Origin of the sequence: Onishia taeanensis, assembly GCF_013349955.1 — a bacterium.
In the GTDB taxonomy this organism is placed as follows: domain Bacteria; phylum Pseudomonadota; class Gammaproteobacteria; order Pseudomonadales; family Halomonadaceae; genus Onishia; species Onishia taeanensis_B.
This window is the reverse complement of record NZ_JABVXC010000012.1, coordinates 123,690-139,973: the sequence shown is the minus strand read 5'-3', so window position 1 is coordinate 139,973 and position 16,284 is coordinate 123,690. Positions and strand designations below refer to the sequence as shown.

Genomic DNA, 16,284 nt, shown 5'->3' with positions numbered 1-16,284 from the left:
CGAACTCGGAAGTGAAACCGCTTAGCGCCGATGGTAGTGTGGAGTTTCTCCATGCGAGAGTAGGTCATTGTCAGGCACTTATTGAGAGAAAACCCCGGTCCTTTACAGGTCGGGGTTTTTTCGTGTCTGGGGCATGCCTGGGCGGTAGGTCGTCTCCGGCCGGTGAACCCGTCTGCCGAAGGTATACCCATCACAGTAGGTGTCCACCTACTCATAAGTGGACACCTACCATGAGTGGCTGCCTTCGACGAAACATGGGGTACCAGCCGTGCGTGACAAAATAAACCGCCTCGCTTGCCTAGCAAGTGAGGCGGTTGTGTCAAAGCTTGTCGCCGAGAGGTTCCTTACCTCGTTTTCGCTATGGCGGCGGAGCCACTGTGCCGCGCTCCACCAGGTGAGTCGCAAAGCAGCGTTCGCCTTCCCAGGGCTCGTCATAGGCGAGTGACAGCAACCGGCCACTGGCGGCCTGGGCCATACGGTCTACCGGGACGTGGACCGACGTTAGGCCGGGGGTAACGTAGTGGGCGTAGACTTCATCGTCGAACCCCACCAGCGAGACGTCCCTGGGGACGTTCAGGCCCAGTGCCTGTAGCCGCATCATGGCGCCAATGGCCATGTCATCATTGCCCACCGCGAGGGCCGTAAAGTGAAGGTTTCGCTGTCGTAGGGTATCCACGGCAATTCGTCCGCTGGATTCTTGCCAGCTTCCCTCAATCACGGCGGCCTCCGGCACCTGCAGGCCTGCCTCGGCCATGGCCTGGCGGAAGCCTGCCAGCCGCTGGGCGGCGTCCTGCTTCCACAGCGGGCCGGTGATACAGGCGATGTGACAGTGTCCCTGTTGGATCAGGTGGCGGGTAGCCAAGTAGCTTCCTCGCTGGTTGTCGACGTAGCTGCACTGGCTAGCCAGCGCAGGCACCAGGCGGTTGATGACGACCAGCGGGATCTCCGTCGCCAAGGCTATCAGGGCGTCATCACTCAGGCGGTCGGATTGAACCAGGAGGCCATCGCAGCGTCGCGACATCAGGAAGTCGATCGACTCCATCTCGCGGGACAGTTCGTTGTGTCCCGAGGACACCAGCAAGGACTTCTGGTTAAGGCGAAGGCGTTCTTCCAAGTTCACCATCATGGTGCCCATGAAGGGGCCGGCGAGGTGAGAGATGACCAGGCCGATGCAGTCGGAACGGTTGGAGGCCAGCGAACGAGCGAAGGAGTTGGGGCGGTAGCCCAGGCGTTGCATCGCGTCCTCGACCCGCTGGCGTGTCTTTTCAGCCACCGGCACTTCGCCATTCATGACACGGGAGACCGTGGCGGGGGATACTCCTGCAAGGCTGGCAACCTCCTTGATGGTGGACATGTAGGCTCCTGTTGCTCTTCGTGTGCAGATCTGGACGAGGGCACTTCAGAGGCGCCGTCGGTTTCGTACAGACAGTAATATCAGCAAGCGATCATTATAGGCAGTAATGTAATCGCTTTCATGTTTATTACTCTTATCGCGCGGGGACTTGGCGCGAGTAGACGGGATCAGAACTGATACTTGGGGCGTAGGTGAGCACCGTAGCGGTCGGCATCGCTGTTAGCGCTTACTTGATCATGATCGATGGTGCTGTAGTCGGCGCCGAGGGGTTGGAAGTCCTCGTGGCTCATCACGTCGACGAACTTGTATGGAGAGGTAGAGGGGGTCGAGCGTATAGCTCCCTGCGGGATTGGTGTTGTCTTTCTGGTGGGCATCCAGGTAGCTCAGGTCGAGGTTGCCGGTGGCATAGGAAAGCCAGGTGCCTTAGCCAGTGCGGTCACTGATGTCATGCTGGGCTCATCGAGGTAGGACGGCCTACCTACTCAAGGATCAGCTCAAGACCCTATGGTCTAGCGGCGACGACGCCTCTGTTGGGTGGGCCTGGCAGGAGTGGATCGGGGGCGGCATTAATGCTCTGGGCGGCTTCGTCAAGCAGTTGGCCCCTATCTAGAGGGGATCGTGTCCACTAGCCGGCACCGGCTAAACACCAGTGTGTAGGAGGGCATGAACGATCGGACCAAGGTCATCGGTCTACGGATACCCCGACACGGCGTACTTCTGCTTGAAGATCCGTGCCGAGTTTCCCTGCAAAGTGCGATGAATTAAAAAAAGGAGCCTGCCTACAAGCAGGCTCCATGGCAGCGAGGTGGATATCGCTTTAGTGCATGGTTACCACCACATGTCGGCTTGAACGCCGACGATGATATCGCTCTCGTCGCGCTGATCACCATCCAGGTAGGTAGCAAGAAAACGAATCTCCGGCGTCGGCCCAAAGCCGGTGTCGACTTTAAGCTTGGGTCCTACCGTTAGCTTGTAATCGTAACTATTTGATTTTGAGCCAGAGGCGTCTTGTTCACGGTTATACTGGTAGCCGGCTTCCGTAACAAAATCCAAGTTGCTGCTGATGGGAAACGTAGGGCGAACCATCGCCGATGCCCAGCTATCCGTGCTTCCATTCTCCTTATCATTGTATTGCCCCTGCATCGAATGGAACACGCTGACACCGTTATCGAAGAAGTATCCACCCCAGACCAGCGCACGCATGGACATATCACCGCTTTCCACTGCTTTCACGCATGAGGTTCCGCAGGCTGTTCCGGTTATCTTGCTACCCGTTACGTTACTGCCTGGCGCGTAGGTGTTATACGTTGTCAGTGTGCCACCCAGCAACTGCCCGGACCCCAGCCCTTTACCCGCCTGACCGATATACTTGGTAAAGCCCTTGTCGGACAAGCCATAGACACTCTCTGAATGAACAATGGCACTAAGGTCATAGCCACTGGTGGCGTACTCATTGGCTACACCATCTTCTTCAACGATATTATCGGGCAGGTGCTTGCCCATCGCGTGCAATTCGACACCTCCGAGGTCAACACCAATATGCACTGCATTCATGGCATTGTTATTGTCGTTTCCTCCAAAGAACTCTGTATCCCCTGAGTCATCACTTGCGATATAGGCAAAATCCCACTTGTTGCCGCCCAGCTCAATCCCTTCAACACCCACACCTGTGCCTGACATATCGGTATAGAAGAAGTCGGTCATGAATATGTAATTATCTTTTCCATAAAAACGTTTACCAGCCCATACAGTACCGGTCTCCGTATAACCATCGAACTCAACATACGTCTCGATCATGCCGATTTCGCTGTTTGTCGCGTCGGCATTGGCACCCAACTGATTGGTGGCATTCTGCGAGTTATCTGCACCGGCTCGCGTTTTTATACGAACCTGCTGCCCTTTGTCGTTTTCGAAATTCTTCTGCAGGGCCAGTTCAAAGTGATTGTCCGACTCGATACCCAGACGACCCAGACGCTCTTTCGAGCCGGGAAATTGTGAACGTTTGAAATCGTCGTTCGCGTTAAGCAGAACGCCCGCTCGAAAGTAGCCGTGGAATTCGAATCCCTGCGACTTCTCTGCGTAAGTCGGCATGGAGGTCATGCCCGCCGATACTGCGAGAAAAGCGAGAGACATTTTTGTTAGTTTCATGGTAACTCCACCAAGTTGAGGGGATAAGCAAATGAAAGCGGTTTCATGGAAGGGCTGACGTATGTCCAATGGCTGCCTTGTTGATGATCATGAAACCGGTTTCATGAAGGAATTAGACATTCGTCTTCTGTTTATGTGTTTCAGTGCCTAGGAGCTGCTCCTGGCGGCAGGTTACGGCAGGGGCCAGACCGGATAGTTAGCCATCATGGCACTCCTTTAGACGGTATATCGGCGTGGTTATCCAGTTCAGCCGGTTTCACTCCAGTCTGCGAAGAGCCAAAGATTGGGCGTTCCGAATTCAAGCAAAAAGTGCAGCACCTGCAGTATTCACGGCTCGATGCCGTCAACTTCTCAGTGGGCTGTCGCCACTGATTCGAGTGGACACCCGTCCGCGCGTCGTTCCGGCATGCCGGGCGTCTCAAGCGGTGGCCAGTGGCCTTGATCATTCGTACAGGTAGCAGCGCACGAAGTGGTCCTCCGCGACCTGTGTCACCTTGGGCAACTGGGTGCTGCACTGCGGGCTCGCATGTAGGCAGCGCTCGGCGAAGGGGCAGCCGGTGCTCTCAGGCTGCCACATGGGAATATCCGCTTTGTGCTGGTACTGGCTCATGTCTCGGCTGTTCTGCGACCCGGGTTGTGGCACCGCGGCGAGCAGCAGCTGGGTATAGGGGTGCTGTGGATTCTGGGTGACGGCATCGCTGTTGCCCCACTCGACCATGTGGCCGACGTACATTACCGCCGTGCGCTCGGCGAAATAGCGGGCGGTAGCGATGTCGTGGGTGATGTACATGAAGGCGATGCCGTGCTGATCCTTCAGGTCCAGCATCAGGTTGAGGATACCGAGCCGGATCGACACATCGAGCATCGAGATCGGCTCGTCGGCCAGGATGACGTCGGGCTCCACCGCCAGTGCCCGGGCGATCGCTACCCGCTGACGCTGGCCGCCACTGAGCTCATAGGGAAACTTGTCGGCCGTCTCGGCGGCAGGAGTCAGTCCCACTGTTTCCAGTAACTCGAGTACTCGCTCGCGCAGCGCCGTCTTGCCACGGATCTTGCCGTGGAGCTGAAGGGGGCGGGCGATCTGGTAGAAGATGCGGTGGACCGGGTTGAGGCTGCCGAAGGGATCCTGGAAGATCATCTGCACGTGGCTGGCAAAGCCGCGCTTGCCGCCCTGGGCGATCAGTTCATGCATGGGCTGACCGCGAAAGGTCACTTCGCCGGAGGTGGCCTCGTGGACCTGCGACAGAATGCGCGCACCGGTACTCTTGCCGCTGCCCGACTCGCCGACGATCGCCAGAGCCTGTCCGGGGAAGAGGTCGAAGGACACGGCATTCAAGGCCCGCATGGTGGTTCGCTCGAGCATCGATCCGCCCAGCGTGAAGTCCTTGGACAGCTCACGTGCCGATACGATGGGGGTGTTGGCCTCGGTGGTTACGGTCATCCTGAAGTCCTTTCGGCAAGCAGGTGGCAGGCAGCCTGGTGAGTGGAAGACACCTCGCTCATTTTCGGGTCATGAGTCCGGCAGGGGGAGAAGCACTGCGCGCAACGATCCTGGAAATAGCACCCCTCGGGGGCTTCGAGCAGGTTGAGCGGGTTGCCGGCAATGCCATAGAGCCGCTCCCTGGGGCCGTGAATGGTCGGGAAGGAGTTGATCAGCCCCTGGGTATAGGGGTGTTGCGGGCGTGTGAACACTTCATCGGCGGTGCCCAGCTCGACCAGCTTGCCGGCGTACATGATGCCGATCCGGTCGGCGATCTCGCCCATCAGGCTGAGGTCGTGGCTGATGAACAGGATGGAGAAGCCGAACTTGTCCTTCAGCTGATACAGTTCGTCCATGATCTCGCGTTCCACCACCACATCGAGCGCCGTGGTCGGTTCGTCCATGATGATCAAGCGAGGCCTGAGTGCCAGGGCGATGGCGATCACCACCCGTTGACGCATGCCGCCGCTGAGCTGGTGGGGGAAACTGTCCATGCGGCTGGCATGCAGGCCCACGGTCTGGAGTAACTCCTCGCCCTGGCGCCAAGCATCCTTCGACTTGATCTTGCGGTGGGCGAGGATCACATCGATGATCTGCTCACCGACCGTGATCACCGGATTCAGAGAATTCATTGCGCTCTGGAAGACCACGCTGACCTCGTTCCAGCGGAACTGGCGCAGGGTACGCTTGTTCATGCTCAGCACATCGCGGCCGCGATAGCGGATCTCGCCTTCAGAAATCAGTGCCGGCGCCTTGTGCAGCCGGGAAATGGAAAAGGCTAGGGTCGATTTTCCGCAGCCCGATTCGCCAGCCAGGCCCAGGGTCTCCCCCGGGCGGATCTTCAGGCTCACATTATTGACCGCCCGGACCATGCCCTTGGGTGATACGTAGTCGACACAGAGGTTCTTGATCTCCAGCAGCTCGCTGGTGTCCTCGTCGGGGGCCGGTTGAAAGGCTTGGAGCGCCATCAGGAAGTACCTCCCTGGCGTTTGGCTTGAATGAGGCGGTTGAGCTTGCGCCAGCGCTTGATGTGCGGGCCGGTCTTGAGCTTGGGGTTGCTGACCTGGTCGATGGACATGTTGATCAGCGCCATGGCACCGCCGACCAGGGCGATGGTCACGGCGGGCACGATCATCTCCCACCAGCCACCGGTGTAGAGGGCCGCTGAAGATTGTGCCCAATACAGCATGGTGCCCCAGGTCACGATGGTGGGGTCACCGAGTCCCAGGAACTCGAGGCCAGCCTCGTTGATCAGGGCGTACATGACTACGCCCACGAAGCTGCCGGCGACGATCGAGATCAGGTTGGGCAAGATCTCCACCAGCACGATACGCAGGCGGTTCTCGCCCATACACTCCGCCGAGAGGATGAACTCCTTCTGGCGAATGGCCATGGTCTGGGAGCGCACGACACGTGCCCCCCATGGCCAACTGGTGATGCCGATCAGCAAGGCGATCACCACGGGGCCCACCTGTCCCAAGAAGGCCGCCAGCACGATCAGCAGTGGCAACTGGGGGAAGACCAGCACCACGTTCATGGCGAAGTTCAGCCACTGGTCGATGCGCCCGCCGAAGTAGCCGGCGGAGATGCCGACCAGGATGGAGATGACGGTGGAAATGGCCCCGGCGATAAAGGCCACGCTCAGCGAGGCACGGCCACCATGCAGCAGCTGGCTGAATACGTCGCGGCCCTGGCGGGTGGTGCCGAGGAGGTGCTCGGCATTGGGCTCGACGTGCGGGCGGGCGACGCGCTCATCAGGGGCATGGGCGGTGAACCAGGGGCCGATCAGGCAGGCCACGATCACCAGCGCCATCAGGCCGCCGCCGATGGAGGCCGACAGGTTGCCCTGGAAGAAGGCGGCGATGTTGCGTAGCCGTCGCCAAGGGCGTGATTGCGCCTTGGGGGGCATGCTGGAACGGTCAGTTGACATGGAGTGGTCAGTCATCGGTAAGCCCTTCGATTACTTGCGTAGACGCGGGTCGAGCCAGAGGTAGGTGAGGTCGGCGATGAAGTTGCCGATCAGCACGAAGGCGACGATCAACAGCAGCAGCGCTTGCACTAGGGGATAGTCGCGAGCATTGATTGCCTTGAGCAGGGTGTTGCCCACGCCCGGGTAGTTGAAGACGATCTCGATGAAGATCTGGCCGGCGACGGCGAAGCCCAGGCCCATGGCCACCGAGGTCACCACCGGCAGCACGGCGTTGCGCGAGGCATAGCGCAGCATGATGCGGGTCTGGCTGAGGCCCTTGGCCTCGGCCATGGTGATGATGTCCTCGCCGAGCACATTGATCATGGCGTTGCGCATGGTCATGACCCACTGGGCGAGGCTGACCAGCACGATCACCAGCAGCGGCAGCACGGCATGATGGGCGACACTGCCGACATACTCCGCGCTCCAGCCGGGCTCCAGAGACGGGTCGGCCGCATAGCTCATGGGAAACCACTGCAGCTTGAGGCCGAAGATGTAGAAAACCAGCAGGGCGGTGACGACCGCCGGCATCGAGGACAGCACAGCGGCCATCGGCGGAAACAGCGAGGCAAACCAGTTGCCACGCTTGTAGGCGGCAATGGTGCCAAGGATCAGGCCGAGGATGATGGCAGTGCTGACGCCCAGGCCAATCAGGAACAGCGTCCAGGGGAAGGTGAAGCCCAGCACGGTGGTCACGTCGGTCGGGTACATCAGGACCGAGGGTCCAAGGTCCCCAGTAAAGACGCTCTTAACGTACTGGAGATACTGCAACCACATTGGCCCGTCGGAGAAGCCATACATCGCGCGGATGGCATCCATCTGGGAGGGGTCGAGTTGTCCCGCGGCACCGGCGAAGAGAGCATCGACCGGATCGCCTGGCATGATGCGCGGTAGCAGGAAGTTGAAGGAGATGGCGATCAGAAACGCGACAAAATAGAACAGAAATCGACTGGTTATGTACCGCATGGACATCGCCTCTGGATCTGACAAGGAGAGGCAACCGACGCGGGTCGGTTCCCTCGCCCCTGTGTTGAATTACTTCTGATGGAGATTGTTGAAGATCAAGGTGTTGTTACCCGTGGAGTAGAACACCGGGTGCACATAGGGATCTTCTTCGTTTGGCCAGCCGACGAACTCGCTGGTGTTGTACTGGAACCAAGTGGCGTTGGAGAACAGCGGTACGAAGGGCAGCTGCTCGGCGGTGAAGCGCTGCAGCTCGTCGAGAGTGTCCTGCTTGGCGCCTTGGTCGGTCAGTGAACCGAAGTCCTCGATCAGTGCATCGACCCGCTCCGCGTGCACCCCATGCCCGGCATGCCAGATCTGGCCGACGCGGCTGGTGTGGTAATACTCCTTGAAGGTCTGGATCGGGTGGGTCGACAGCAGCGACCAGTTGATGGCGGCCTGGTAGTCGCCATCCTTGAGCGCCTGGTCGTAGACCCCCCACTCGACGGCATTGACATTGGCATTGATCCCGACGTCCTGCAGATACTCGGTGATCATCAGCACGGTCTGCACCCAGTCTGTCCAGCCGTTGACGACGTCGATGTCGAAGGACAGTTCGGAACCGTCGGGCAGCTCGCGCTGACCGTCGCCATCGACATCCTGGTAGCCGGCTTCGTCCAGCAGCGCTTTCGCCTTCTCCGGGTCGTACTGGGTCAGCCAGCCAAAGTCTTCCATGACCGACTCATCCATGTAGTCGGCGAAGTAATCTCCGATGCCACCGGGGAAGAAGTTCGCCGTCGGGTAACCATAGGCCGCCAGGTCAACGATCGCCTCCCGGTCCAGCGCCACGGACACCGCCTGACGGAATTTCAGATCGTCGAAGGGCGCCTGCTCGGTATTGAAATAGAGGTGGATGGCATCGTTGGCCGGGTACCAGTAGTGATGGTTGGCGGGGTCGGTGGCGACAAAGGTCTTGTCGACATCGGCGATGAAGTTGGAGCCCCAGTCGATCTCGCCACTCATGAGGGCGGGCTGAATCTGGGAGTTGTCGTTGAAGGCACGGTACTTGATGCAATCCAGGTAGGGCCGGTCTTGCTGGTAGTAGTGAGGATTCCGGCAGATTTCCATTTGCTGGGGGCGCACGTACTTAATTTCCGTGACCGGCCCCGAGCCGACTGCCTCGGGATTGGTGAAGGTGGCGGGGTCGCCGGCCTGCTCCCAGACATGCTTGGGCAGAGGCATGTAGCGGTTCAAGTCCCAGTGGACGGTACTGTCGACCTTCGCCAGGTCGAAGCGAACCTCCCGCTCCGACACCTTGGTGACCTTGGTGACGAGCCCGCTGGCGAGGACACCGGCCAGGTCGTAGACGGCGACGTCACCCGCCAGGTCGAAGGTATAAACGACATCTTCTGCGGTCAGCGGTTCGCCGTCGGACCACTGAAGGTCGTCACGCAGGGTGTAGGTGATGCTCTTGTAGTCCTCGGCATACTCATAGCTTTCGGCCAACCGAAAGCTGGTTTCCCCCTGCATGACATTGGTGAAGGCCAGGGGCTCGAAGATCATCCCGCCGACGGTGTTGAGGTTGTCGATATAGGGATTGAAGCTCTTGGTGAATGCGGTAGTGATGACGGGCACGGTCAGGGTGCCACCTTGGGCCGGGGCGGCGATCGCCGGGGCCGAGGAGGCGGTCACCGCAGCGGCCAGCGCGAGCATGGGCAGAGATTTCATAACCTTCACCTTCTATTGTTGTGGTGGGAGCAGGGGAAGCGCTCAGCGCCCCGTCTGACGACTCTTCAGGAAGTCGGCAAACGCCTTGGCGCTGTCCTTTAGGGTGCGCTGCTGGGTCTCGTAGTCGATGTACACCATGCCGAAGCGCTTGCTGTAGCCTTCCGCCCACTCGAAGTTGTCCATCAGGCTCCAGGCGAAATAGCCCCGCACATCGACGCCTTGCTCGATCGCATGGTGCACGGCATTGAGGTGGCTGTTGAGATAGCGGCAGCGCTGCTCGTCATGGACCTGGCCATCCACCAGGTGATCGTCGCCAGCCATGCCGTTCTCGGTCACCATCAGGGGTGGCAGCCGGTACTGCTCGTTCAGATCGACCAGCAGATCGGTCAGGCCCTGCGGGTAGACTTCCCAGCCAAAATCCGTGACTTCCACGTTCTCGGGCGGGTGATTCTTGATCAGGTGCTCGCCGTCGTAGGAAACGACGCCGCGGGTGTAGTAGTTGATGCCGATGAAGTCCACCGGCTGTGAAATCAGCTCCATGTCGCCCGGCAGCACCTGGGGGGCCTGTTCCGGATAGAGGCGAGTGTAGAGCTCGGGATAGCGGCCCTCGAGCACCGGCTCCAGGAACCAGTGATTCATGCCCGCCTCGCCGACCAGAGCGGCCACACGGTCATCGTAGCGACGGCTGTGAGGGGTGTTCGGGCCCATGTTGAGCACCAGCCCCGCCTGCGACTGCGGTGCGTTGGCGCGCAGGCTCTGCATGGCCAGACCATGAGCCAACAACAGGTGATGCCCGGCCTGACGGGCGAGGCGGGCATCGGTCAACCCCGGGGCGTGGATGCCTGCCTCGTGGCCGAGGATGGCGCTGACCCAGGGTTCGTTGAGGGTGGCATAGGAGGTCACGCGATCACCAAGTTCGCGGCTGACCAGGTCGGCGTATTCCTGGAAGCGATAGGCCGTTTCCCGGTTGAGCCAGCCGCCCCGCTCCTGCAGGTGCTGGGGGAGGTCCCAGTGATAGAGGGTCACGAAGGTGGCGATGCCGCGCTCGCGCAGGCTGTCGAGGAGGCGCTTGTAGAAGTCCAGGCCCTTGGCGTTCGGCTGGCCGTTCTCGGTCATCACCCGGGGCCAGGCGATCGACAGGCGGTAGGCATCTACGCCGAGGCTCTGGATCAACTCGAGGTCTTCCTGCCAGCGATGGTAGTGATCGCAGGCGGGCATGCCGCTGTCGCCGTTTTTGATCCGGCCCTCTGTGGCACAGAAGTGATCCCAGATGGACGGCAGGCGGCCGTCGGCGCGGGTGGCGCCCTCGACCTGAAAGGCGGCGGTGGCAACCCCGAAGGTGAAGTCCGGTGTGAGCAGGCGTGAGGTGCTTGGCAGTTCGATTTGTTGCATGGGGGAGCCTTCTTCGTTGAGCCCATGGATGATGGGGCCATGTTCATGAAATCGGTTTCATAAAAATATTAGACCATGGTAGTGGCGGTTACGGGGTAAGTTTGAAATCGCTTTCATGACAACCTGATACGGCCTGATGTCCTGATCCATAACCCAGGAATCGACGTCATGCCGCACGGTTAGCCACGCCCGGCAGTGTGAGGATCTTGTCTGCGGTCGGGCTGGATGATCTCGCCCATATGGTCTTGGTGCGGCCCGACGGGGGCTGAGGGCTGGTCGTGCTCAATGCCACCGAGGCAGACGTCGACGGGTCGCTGGTGATCGGCGGTAACGCCTGGACGCTCACCACTCCTGCATGTGTTGCAGGCTTGGTGTCTGGCCCCGCCATGACGGGGCGGGCGAACTCAGGGCCTGCTCCTTTAGTGTGGGGATTCGGACGTCATGATTTCCGGGTGCTGCCAGCATCCGCTAGAATGGCGATTTTTGCGGCGGGAAGGTGCGCATGACCATCGGTGAACTGATTCGCTTGTTGAGTGACGGTGACTTTCACTCTGGCGAGCAGTTGGGTGAGCGTCTCGGCGTATCGCGTACTGCGGTGTGGAAGCAGCTCAAGAAGCTCGAGGCTATGGATATCCCGCTGGAGGCGGTCAAGGGGCTGGGTTATCGCTTGGCCAGCCCTATAGAGCTGCTGGATGGCCCGGCGATCATCGCCGAGCTGTCTCGTGACAGCCGCCAGGAGATGGCGCGACTGTTCATAGAAGAGAGCCTGCCCTCGACCAACCGCTACCTGCGTGAGCGCTTCGAGCAGGGGGCTGGGCACGGCGAGGTTTGCTTGAGTGAGTCACAGAGCGAGGGTCGTGGCCGCCGTGGCCGTGGCTGGTCCAGTCCCTGGGGGCGTGGGCTGCTGCTATCGCTGGGCTGGCGGTTCGAGTCCGGTGCTGCATCGCTGGAGGGATTAAGCCTGGCGGTTGGCGTCGCGCTAGCTGAGGTGTTCGAGCGTCATGGCGTCGAGGTGGCGCTAAAGTGGCCTAATGACGTCTTGGTGCTCGGCAAGGGGCCATCCCGCAAGCTTGCCGGCATTCTGCTCGAGGTGAGCGGTGACCTGTCGGGGCCCTGCGAGGTGGTGATCGGGCTGGGTATCAATGTCAGCCTTCCGGAGGCCGTTCGTGAGGCCATCGATCAGCCCGTGGCCGCGGTCCATGATCAGCAGCCCAGCGTGACTCGTAACCGGCTGGCCGCCGATATCATCGATACTCTGCTGGCGCTGCTGCCACGTTTCGAGCAGGAAGGCTTCGCCGCCTGGCGTGACGCCTGGAACAAGCGTCACGCCCATGCAGGTCAGGCTATCGATATCATCCAAGGCCCGCGGCGTCAGGAAGCGGTAGCCGAGGGGGTCGATGTCGCCGGTAACCTGGTGGTATGGCTGGACGGAGAGCGTCAGTTATTGTCGAGCGGCGAAATCAGCGTGCGTGGCCATTCATGATTCTGGACCTGGATATCGGCAACACCCTGTCGAAGTGGCGCCTTAAGGACATTGTGAGCAGCGAGATTCGTTCGCGTGGTGCGGTGTGGACGCGTGAGGAATGGCGGCCAGGCTCTGACATTCCCGACCTCGATGTGGTGAGCGCGGTGCGCATCTCAAGCGTAGCCCGTCAGAAGGTGCTGCAGGAAACCGTTGAGCTGCTGCGTCATGAGGTCGGCGTGGTGCACGTGGCGCGACCGGTGCGGGAATCGCTAGGCGTCGTCAATGGGTACGACGAGCCCGGTCGGCTTGGCGTGGATCGTTGGCTGGGGGCCTTGGCGAGTTACCAGTTGGTAGGGGCCTGCTGCACGGTCGACTGCGGGAGTGCGATCACCATCGATTTTGTGCTGCCCGGGGGGCGACATCTGGGCGGCTATATCCTGCCGGGGCTGCGCCTGATGAAGGAGAGCCTCAAGCTCGGTACGCGCAACGTGGCGATCGACCCGGACAGCGAAGCCGATGAGCTGCTGGCGCCTGGGCGCAATACCGTTGAGGCGGTCAACCATGGCATTTATATGGCGGCAGTGAGCGCCGTGAATCGCATCTATGGCGAAGTCTGCGACCGTGAGGGGGTGGCGTTACCACTGCTGCTGACCGGTGGCGATGCGCGTGTAGTGTCGCGAGGCATCCGGGTTCCGCATGCCCTGTGGCCGGACATGGTCTATGGGGGGTTGGAGGCGTGTTTCCCGCAGACGGCGGCCGAGAGAGCGGGGCGGCTGTCGGGCGCGCCGGAGGTGCCGGCCCCGGTGACGCTGGAAAAAATACGCGCAAGCCTTGCATTCTCCATGCTGCTTTGACAGAATGCAGCGCGTTCGCAGGGCAAGCGTATCCGGGTCGTGGTCCGGAAAAGGCAAGATAAGCGCTTGACATTATTGCGAAAAGCGGTAAAATTTACCGCGTGATTCGGAGGGGTTCCCGAGTGGCCAAAGGGAGCAGACTGTAAATCTGCCGCGAAAGCTTCGAAGGTTCGAATCCTTCCCCCTCCACCAGATTTTGCCGAGGCGCCTGTTGTCGATTCGGTGGTAAGAGCGGGCAGGCGGGCATAGTTCAATGGTAGAACCTCAGCCTTCCAAGCTGATGATGCGGGTTCGATCCCCGCTGCCCGCTCCAGTTTTTGCTGTAACGCGTTTTGCTCGTGTAGCTCAGGGGTAGAGCACACCCTTGGTAAGGGTGAGGTCGGCGGTTCAAATCCGCCCACGAGCTCCATATTAGAAAAGGCGAGCTGTAAGCTCGCCTTTTCTTTTTGCCTCCGGCGGTGTGTCGGGGGTTGTCAGGCAGGGGAGCTTTCGCTATGATAGCGCCCGCTGTTACGGGATGCCTGCAAAGGGCTTCCAGTGGAAGCGCAGATACAGGCCAGTAGCTCAATTGGCAGAGCAGCGGTCTCCAAAACCGCAGGTTGGGGGTTCGATTCCCTCCTGGCCTGCCAGTCTTCCCCAGGCTGGTAATATCCCTTATACTTTCATGTTTCGATTGCTGCACCCTGAGGAGTCTCGTTCGCATGAAACAAAACGCCGAGGTGCAGGAGTCGCGCCACGACGGGCTCAGGTGGGCGGTTGTCGTCTCTCTGGTAGTCGTTGCCGTTGTCGGTAACTCCTATTTCGCCGATCAAGCGCTGCTCTACCGTGTGTTGGGCGTCGTGGCGCTGTGTGCGCTTGCCGCCGGTGTGGCTATCACCACCACCAAGGGGCGCAATCTCCTGGAGCTGGCCCGCAGTGCGCGCAAGGAAATTCAGCGCGTCGTCTGGCCGACCCGCCAAGAAACCATTCAGACCACTGCGATCGTGATGGTGGCTGTGCTGGTGGTAGGTCTGATGCTGTGGCTGATTGATACCCTTCTTGGCTGGGCGATGTCCGGCGTCATTGGTTAGGAGATTCCATGTCCAAGCGTTGGTATGTCGTGCATGCCTACTCCAGCTTCGAAAAGCATGTCATGCGCTCGCTCATTGAGCGCGTGAAGATGTATGGCATGGAAGATCGCTTCGGCGAGATTCTGGTGCCGACCGAAGAAGTGGTCGAGATGCGCGACGGCAAGCGCCGCAAGAGTGAGCGCAAGTTCTATCCCGGCTACGTGCTGGTCGAGATGGAGATGGACGACGCAACCTGGCATCTGGTCAACGAGACACCGCGCGTTCTCGGTTTTATCGGTGGCACGAAAGAAAAGCCGGCGCCGATCAGTCAGAAAGAAGCCGATGCCATTCTGCGTCGCGTTCAGGACGGCACCGACAAGCCACGGCCGAAGACAGTCTTCGAGCCGGGTCAGTCCGTGCGCGTTATCGATGGCCCCTTCGCCGACTTCAATGGTGTGGTCGAAGAGGTCAATTACGACAAGAGTCGCGTTCAGGTTAGCGTGCTGATCTTTGGACGTGCGACCCCTGTCGAACTCGAATTTTCCCAGGTCGAGAAGGACTGAGTCTCGGCCCGGAGGCGTGATCGAGTAGTAAGATCGAGCGCCAGTCAGAAGTAGTCAGGCCGTCGAGGCGGCCATTCAACCGGGGAGCCGCAAGGCGCTAGCACCCAATTGGAGTCCTATCATGGCCAAGAAAGTACAGGCTTACATCAAGCTGCAGGTTGCAGCTGGTAAAGCTAACCCGAGTCCCCCCGTGGGCCCCGCGCTGGGTCAGCACGGCGTCAATATCATGGAGTTCTGCAAGGCGTTCAACGCCGAGACCCAAGATATCGAGCCGGGCCTGCCGACGCCGGTCGTTATCACCGTCTATTCCGACCGCAGCTTCACCTTCATCACCAAGACGCCGCCCGCGGCTGTCCTGCTGAAGAAGGCCGCTGGCATCAAGTCCGGCTCTGGTGAGCCGAACAAGAAGAAGGTCGGCACCGTGACTCGCGACCAGCTCGAAGAGATCGCCAAGACCAAGGAGCCGGATCTGACGGCTGCTGATCTTGACGCCGCGGTGCGCACCATTGCCGGTAGCGCCCGTAGCATGGGCCTCAACGTGGAGGGTCTCTGATCATGGCTAAACTGTCCAAGCGCGCTCTGAAGATCAAAGAGCAGGTTGACGCGTCCAAGGTCTACACCCTGGATGAAGCCGTGGCACTGCTCAGCGAGCTGTCCACCGTCAACTTCAAGGAATCTCTCGACGTTGCCATCAATCTGGGCGTCGATCCGCGTAAATCCGACCAGGTTGTGCGTGGTGCTACCGTCATGCCCAACGGCACTGGCAAAGACGTGCGCGTCGCCGTCTTTACCCAGGGCGCCAACGTTGATGCTGCCAAGGAAGCCGGTGCCGACATCGTTGGCATGGACGACCTGGCCGAGCAGGTCAAGAAAGGCCAGCTCGACTTTGACGTGGTCATCGCCTCGCCGGACGCCATGCGCGTCGTCGGTCAGCTGGGTCAGATCCTCGGCCCGCGTGGCCTGATGCCGAACCCGAAGGTCGGCACCGTGACGCCGGACGTCGCCACCGCGGTCAAGAACGCCAAGGCGGGTCAGGTGCGTTTCCGTACCGACAAGAACGGCATCATTCATACCACCCTGGGTAAAGTGGATTTCGCCGCTGACGATATCCGCGGCAACCTTGAAGCGCTGGTCGCTGACCTCAAGCGCCTCAAGCCCAGCACCTCCAAGGGTGTGTATTTCAAGAAACTGACCCTGTCCACCACCATGGGCCCGGGTCTGACCGTCGATCATTCCGCTTACGCGTGATCGGCGCAGCCAAAGATACTTTGCGGTCCCCGTCCTTCCTCGTGGAGTCCGGGGCACCGTCAAAGACCGCAGGTGCCGTGTCTCGCATGCGA

Annotated in this window: 15 protein-coding genes, 4 tRNA genes and 1 rRNA gene; 11 read left to right on the top strand and 9 right to left on the bottom strand. The window is 60.2% G+C overall.

Annotation, left to right across the window (positions count from 1 at the left end; genetic code table 11):
• Positions 1 to 76: ribosomal RNA gene (gene rrf, locus HUS66_RS18135) — 5S ribosomal RNA — on the top strand; the annotation flags it as partial.
• A 282-nt stretch (positions 77 to 358) separates the two neighbouring features.
• Here rrf and HUS66_RS14035 read toward each other — a convergent pair.
• From HUS66_RS14035 to HUS66_RS14000, 9 genes are all read right to left on the bottom strand, one after another.
• Complete coding sequence (locus tag HUS66_RS14035) at positions 359 to 1,354, bottom strand: LacI family DNA-binding transcriptional regulator (RefSeq protein WP_175071588.1); 996 nt, start codon at positions 1,352 to 1,354, stop codon at positions 359 to 361.
• 167 nt (positions 1,355 to 1,521) lie between these two features.
• Positions 1,522 to 1,644, bottom strand: a complete 123-nt coding sequence (locus HUS66_RS17980; protein ID WP_282847404.1) for a hypothetical protein — start codon at positions 1,642 to 1,644, stop codon at positions 1,522 to 1,524.
• Positions 1,645 to 2,182: 538 nt separating this feature from the next.
• Positions 2,183 to 3,502, bottom strand: coding sequence for a carbohydrate porin (locus HUS66_RS14030; protein WP_175071587.1), 1,320 nt, complete (start codon positions 3,500 to 3,502; stop codon positions 2,183 to 2,185).
• 442 nt (positions 3,503 to 3,944) lie between these two features.
• Positions 3,945 to 4,943 carry an ABC transporter ATP-binding protein gene (locus tag HUS66_RS14025; RefSeq protein WP_175071585.1) on the bottom strand — a complete coding sequence of 333 codons (999 nt, stop codon included), beginning with the start codon at positions 4,941 to 4,943 and terminating at the stop codon, positions 3,945 to 3,947.
• On the bottom strand, positions 4,940 to 5,950 hold the full coding sequence (locus HUS66_RS14020) for an ABC transporter ATP-binding protein (RefSeq protein WP_175071583.1): 1,011 nt from the start codon (positions 5,948 to 5,950) through the stop codon (positions 4,940 to 4,942). The genes HUS66_RS14025 and HUS66_RS14020 overlap by 4 nt, the downstream gene beginning before the upstream one ends.
• Complete coding sequence (locus HUS66_RS14015; RefSeq protein WP_254628840.1) at positions 5,950 to 6,912, bottom strand: ABC transporter permease; 963 nt, start codon at positions 6,910 to 6,912, stop codon at positions 5,950 to 5,952. Before HUS66_RS14015 ends, HUS66_RS14020 begins: the two co-directional genes overlap by 1 nt.
• Positions 6,913 to 6,942: 30 nt before the next feature.
• Positions 6,943 to 7,917: an ABC transporter permease gene (locus HUS66_RS14010; RefSeq protein WP_175071579.1), complete on the bottom strand. Its 975-nt coding sequence runs from the start codon at positions 7,915 to 7,917 to the stop codon at positions 6,943 to 6,945.
• A 69-nt stretch (positions 7,918 to 7,986) separates the two neighbouring features.
• Positions 7,987 to 9,621, bottom strand: a complete 1,635-nt coding sequence (locus tag HUS66_RS14005) for an ABC transporter substrate-binding protein (protein WP_175071577.1) — start codon at positions 9,619 to 9,621, stop codon at positions 7,987 to 7,989.
• A 42-nt stretch (positions 9,622 to 9,663) separates the two neighbouring features.
• Entirely contained in the window at positions 9,664 to 11,013 is a 1,350-nt protein-coding gene (locus HUS66_RS14000; protein ID WP_175071575.1) for a GH1 family beta-glucosidase, read from the bottom strand.
• A gap of 502 nt (positions 11,014 to 11,515) precedes the next feature.
• On the opposite strand from HUS66_RS14000, the gene HUS66_RS13995 reads away from it, so the two are divergent.
• The 10 genes from HUS66_RS13995 to rplA all read left to right on the top strand — a co-directional run bounded on the left by HUS66_RS13995 (position 11,516) and on the right by rplA (position 16,192).
• Complete coding sequence (locus HUS66_RS13995) at positions 11,516 to 12,496, top strand: biotin--[acetyl-CoA-carboxylase] ligase (protein ID WP_175071573.1); 981 nt, start codon at positions 11,516 to 11,518, stop codon at positions 12,494 to 12,496.
• Positions 12,493 to 13,332 (top strand): type III pantothenate kinase, encoded by an 840-nt coding sequence (locus HUS66_RS13990; RefSeq protein WP_175071571.1) that lies wholly within the window; start codon positions 12,493 to 12,495, stop codon positions 13,330 to 13,332. The genes HUS66_RS13995 and HUS66_RS13990 overlap by 4 nt, the downstream gene beginning before the upstream one ends.
• Positions 13,333 to 13,440: 108 nt before the next feature.
• A tRNA-Tyr gene (locus tag HUS66_RS13985) sits at positions 13,441 to 13,524 on the top strand.
• A gap of 47 nt (positions 13,525 to 13,571) precedes the next feature.
• A tRNA-Gly gene (locus HUS66_RS13980) sits at positions 13,572 to 13,645 on the top strand.
• A gap of 21 nt (positions 13,646 to 13,666) precedes the next feature.
• A tRNA-Thr gene (locus tag HUS66_RS13975) sits at positions 13,667 to 13,741 on the top strand.
• Between the two features lie 144 nt (positions 13,742 to 13,885).
• Positions 13,886 to 13,961 (top strand) — tRNA-Trp (locus HUS66_RS13970).
• A 72-nt stretch (positions 13,962 to 14,033) separates the two neighbouring features.
• Complete coding sequence (gene secE, locus HUS66_RS13965) at positions 14,034 to 14,402, top strand: preprotein translocase subunit SecE (protein ID WP_112056005.1); 369 nt, start codon at positions 14,034 to 14,036, stop codon at positions 14,400 to 14,402.
• An 8-nt stretch (positions 14,403 to 14,410) separates the two neighbouring features.
• On the top strand, positions 14,411 to 14,944 hold the full coding sequence (gene nusG / locus HUS66_RS13960) for a transcription termination/antitermination protein NusG (protein ID WP_092527272.1): 534 nt from the start codon (positions 14,411 to 14,413) through the stop codon (positions 14,942 to 14,944).
• Positions 14,945 to 15,065: 121 nt separating this feature from the next.
• A complete protein-coding gene (rplK, locus tag HUS66_RS13955) occupies positions 15,066 to 15,497 on the top strand; it encodes a 50S ribosomal protein L11 (protein WP_092527269.1) in 432 nt (143 codons plus the stop codon).
• Between the two features lie 2 nt (positions 15,498 to 15,499).
• Entirely contained in the window at positions 15,500 to 16,192 is a 693-nt protein-coding gene (gene rplA / locus HUS66_RS13950) for a 50S ribosomal protein L1 (RefSeq protein ID WP_175071570.1), read from the top strand.
• Positions 16,193 to 16,284: the final 92 nt, after the last annotated feature.

Coding starts and splice junctions, on each gene's coding strand:
- HUS66_RS14035 (WP_175071588.1), bottom strand. CDS start 1,354: ATGTCCACCATCAAGGAGGTTGCCAGCCTTGCAGGAGTATCCCCCGCC.
- HUS66_RS17980 (WP_282847404.1), bottom strand. CDS start 1,644: ATGAGCCACGAGGACTTCCAACCCCTCGGCGCCGACTACAGCACCATC.
- HUS66_RS14030 (WP_175071587.1), bottom strand. CDS start 3,502: ATGAAACTAACAAAAATGTCTCTCGCTTTTCTCGCAGTATCGGCGGGC.
- HUS66_RS14025 (WP_175071585.1), bottom strand. CDS start 4,943: ATGACCGTAACCACCGAGGCCAACACCCCCATCGTATCGGCACGTGAG.
- HUS66_RS14020 (WP_175071583.1), bottom strand. CDS start 5,950: ATGGCGCTCCAAGCCTTTCAACCGGCCCCCGACGAGGACACCAGCGAG.
- HUS66_RS14015 (WP_254628840.1), bottom strand. CDS start 6,912: ATGTCAACTGACCGTTCCAGCATGCCCCCCAAGGCGCAATCACGCCCT.
- HUS66_RS14010 (WP_175071579.1), bottom strand. CDS start 7,917: ATGCGGTACATAACCAGTCGATTTCTGTTCTATTTTGTCGCGTTTCTG.
- HUS66_RS14005 (WP_175071577.1), bottom strand. CDS start 9,621: ATGAAATCTCTGCCCATGCTCGCGCTGGCCGCTGCGGTGACCGCCTCC.
- HUS66_RS14000 (WP_175071575.1), bottom strand. CDS start 11,013: ATGCAACAAATCGAACTGCCAAGCACCTCACGCCTGCTCACACCGGAC.
- HUS66_RS13995 (WP_175071573.1), top strand. CDS start 11,516: ATGACCATCGGTGAACTGATTCGCTTGTTGAGTGACGGTGACTTTCAC.
- HUS66_RS13990 (WP_175071571.1), top strand. CDS start 12,493: ATGATTCTGGACCTGGATATCGGCAACACCCTGTCGAAGTGGCGCCTT.
- secE (WP_112056005.1), top strand. CDS start 14,034: ATGAAACAAAACGCCGAGGTGCAGGAGTCGCGCCACGACGGGCTCAGG.
- nusG (WP_092527272.1), top strand. CDS start 14,411: ATGTCCAAGCGTTGGTATGTCGTGCATGCCTACTCCAGCTTCGAAAAG.
- rplK (WP_092527269.1), top strand. CDS start 15,066: ATGGCCAAGAAAGTACAGGCTTACATCAAGCTGCAGGTTGCAGCTGGT.
- rplA (WP_175071570.1), top strand. CDS start 15,500: ATGGCTAAACTGTCCAAGCGCGCTCTGAAGATCAAAGAGCAGGTTGAC.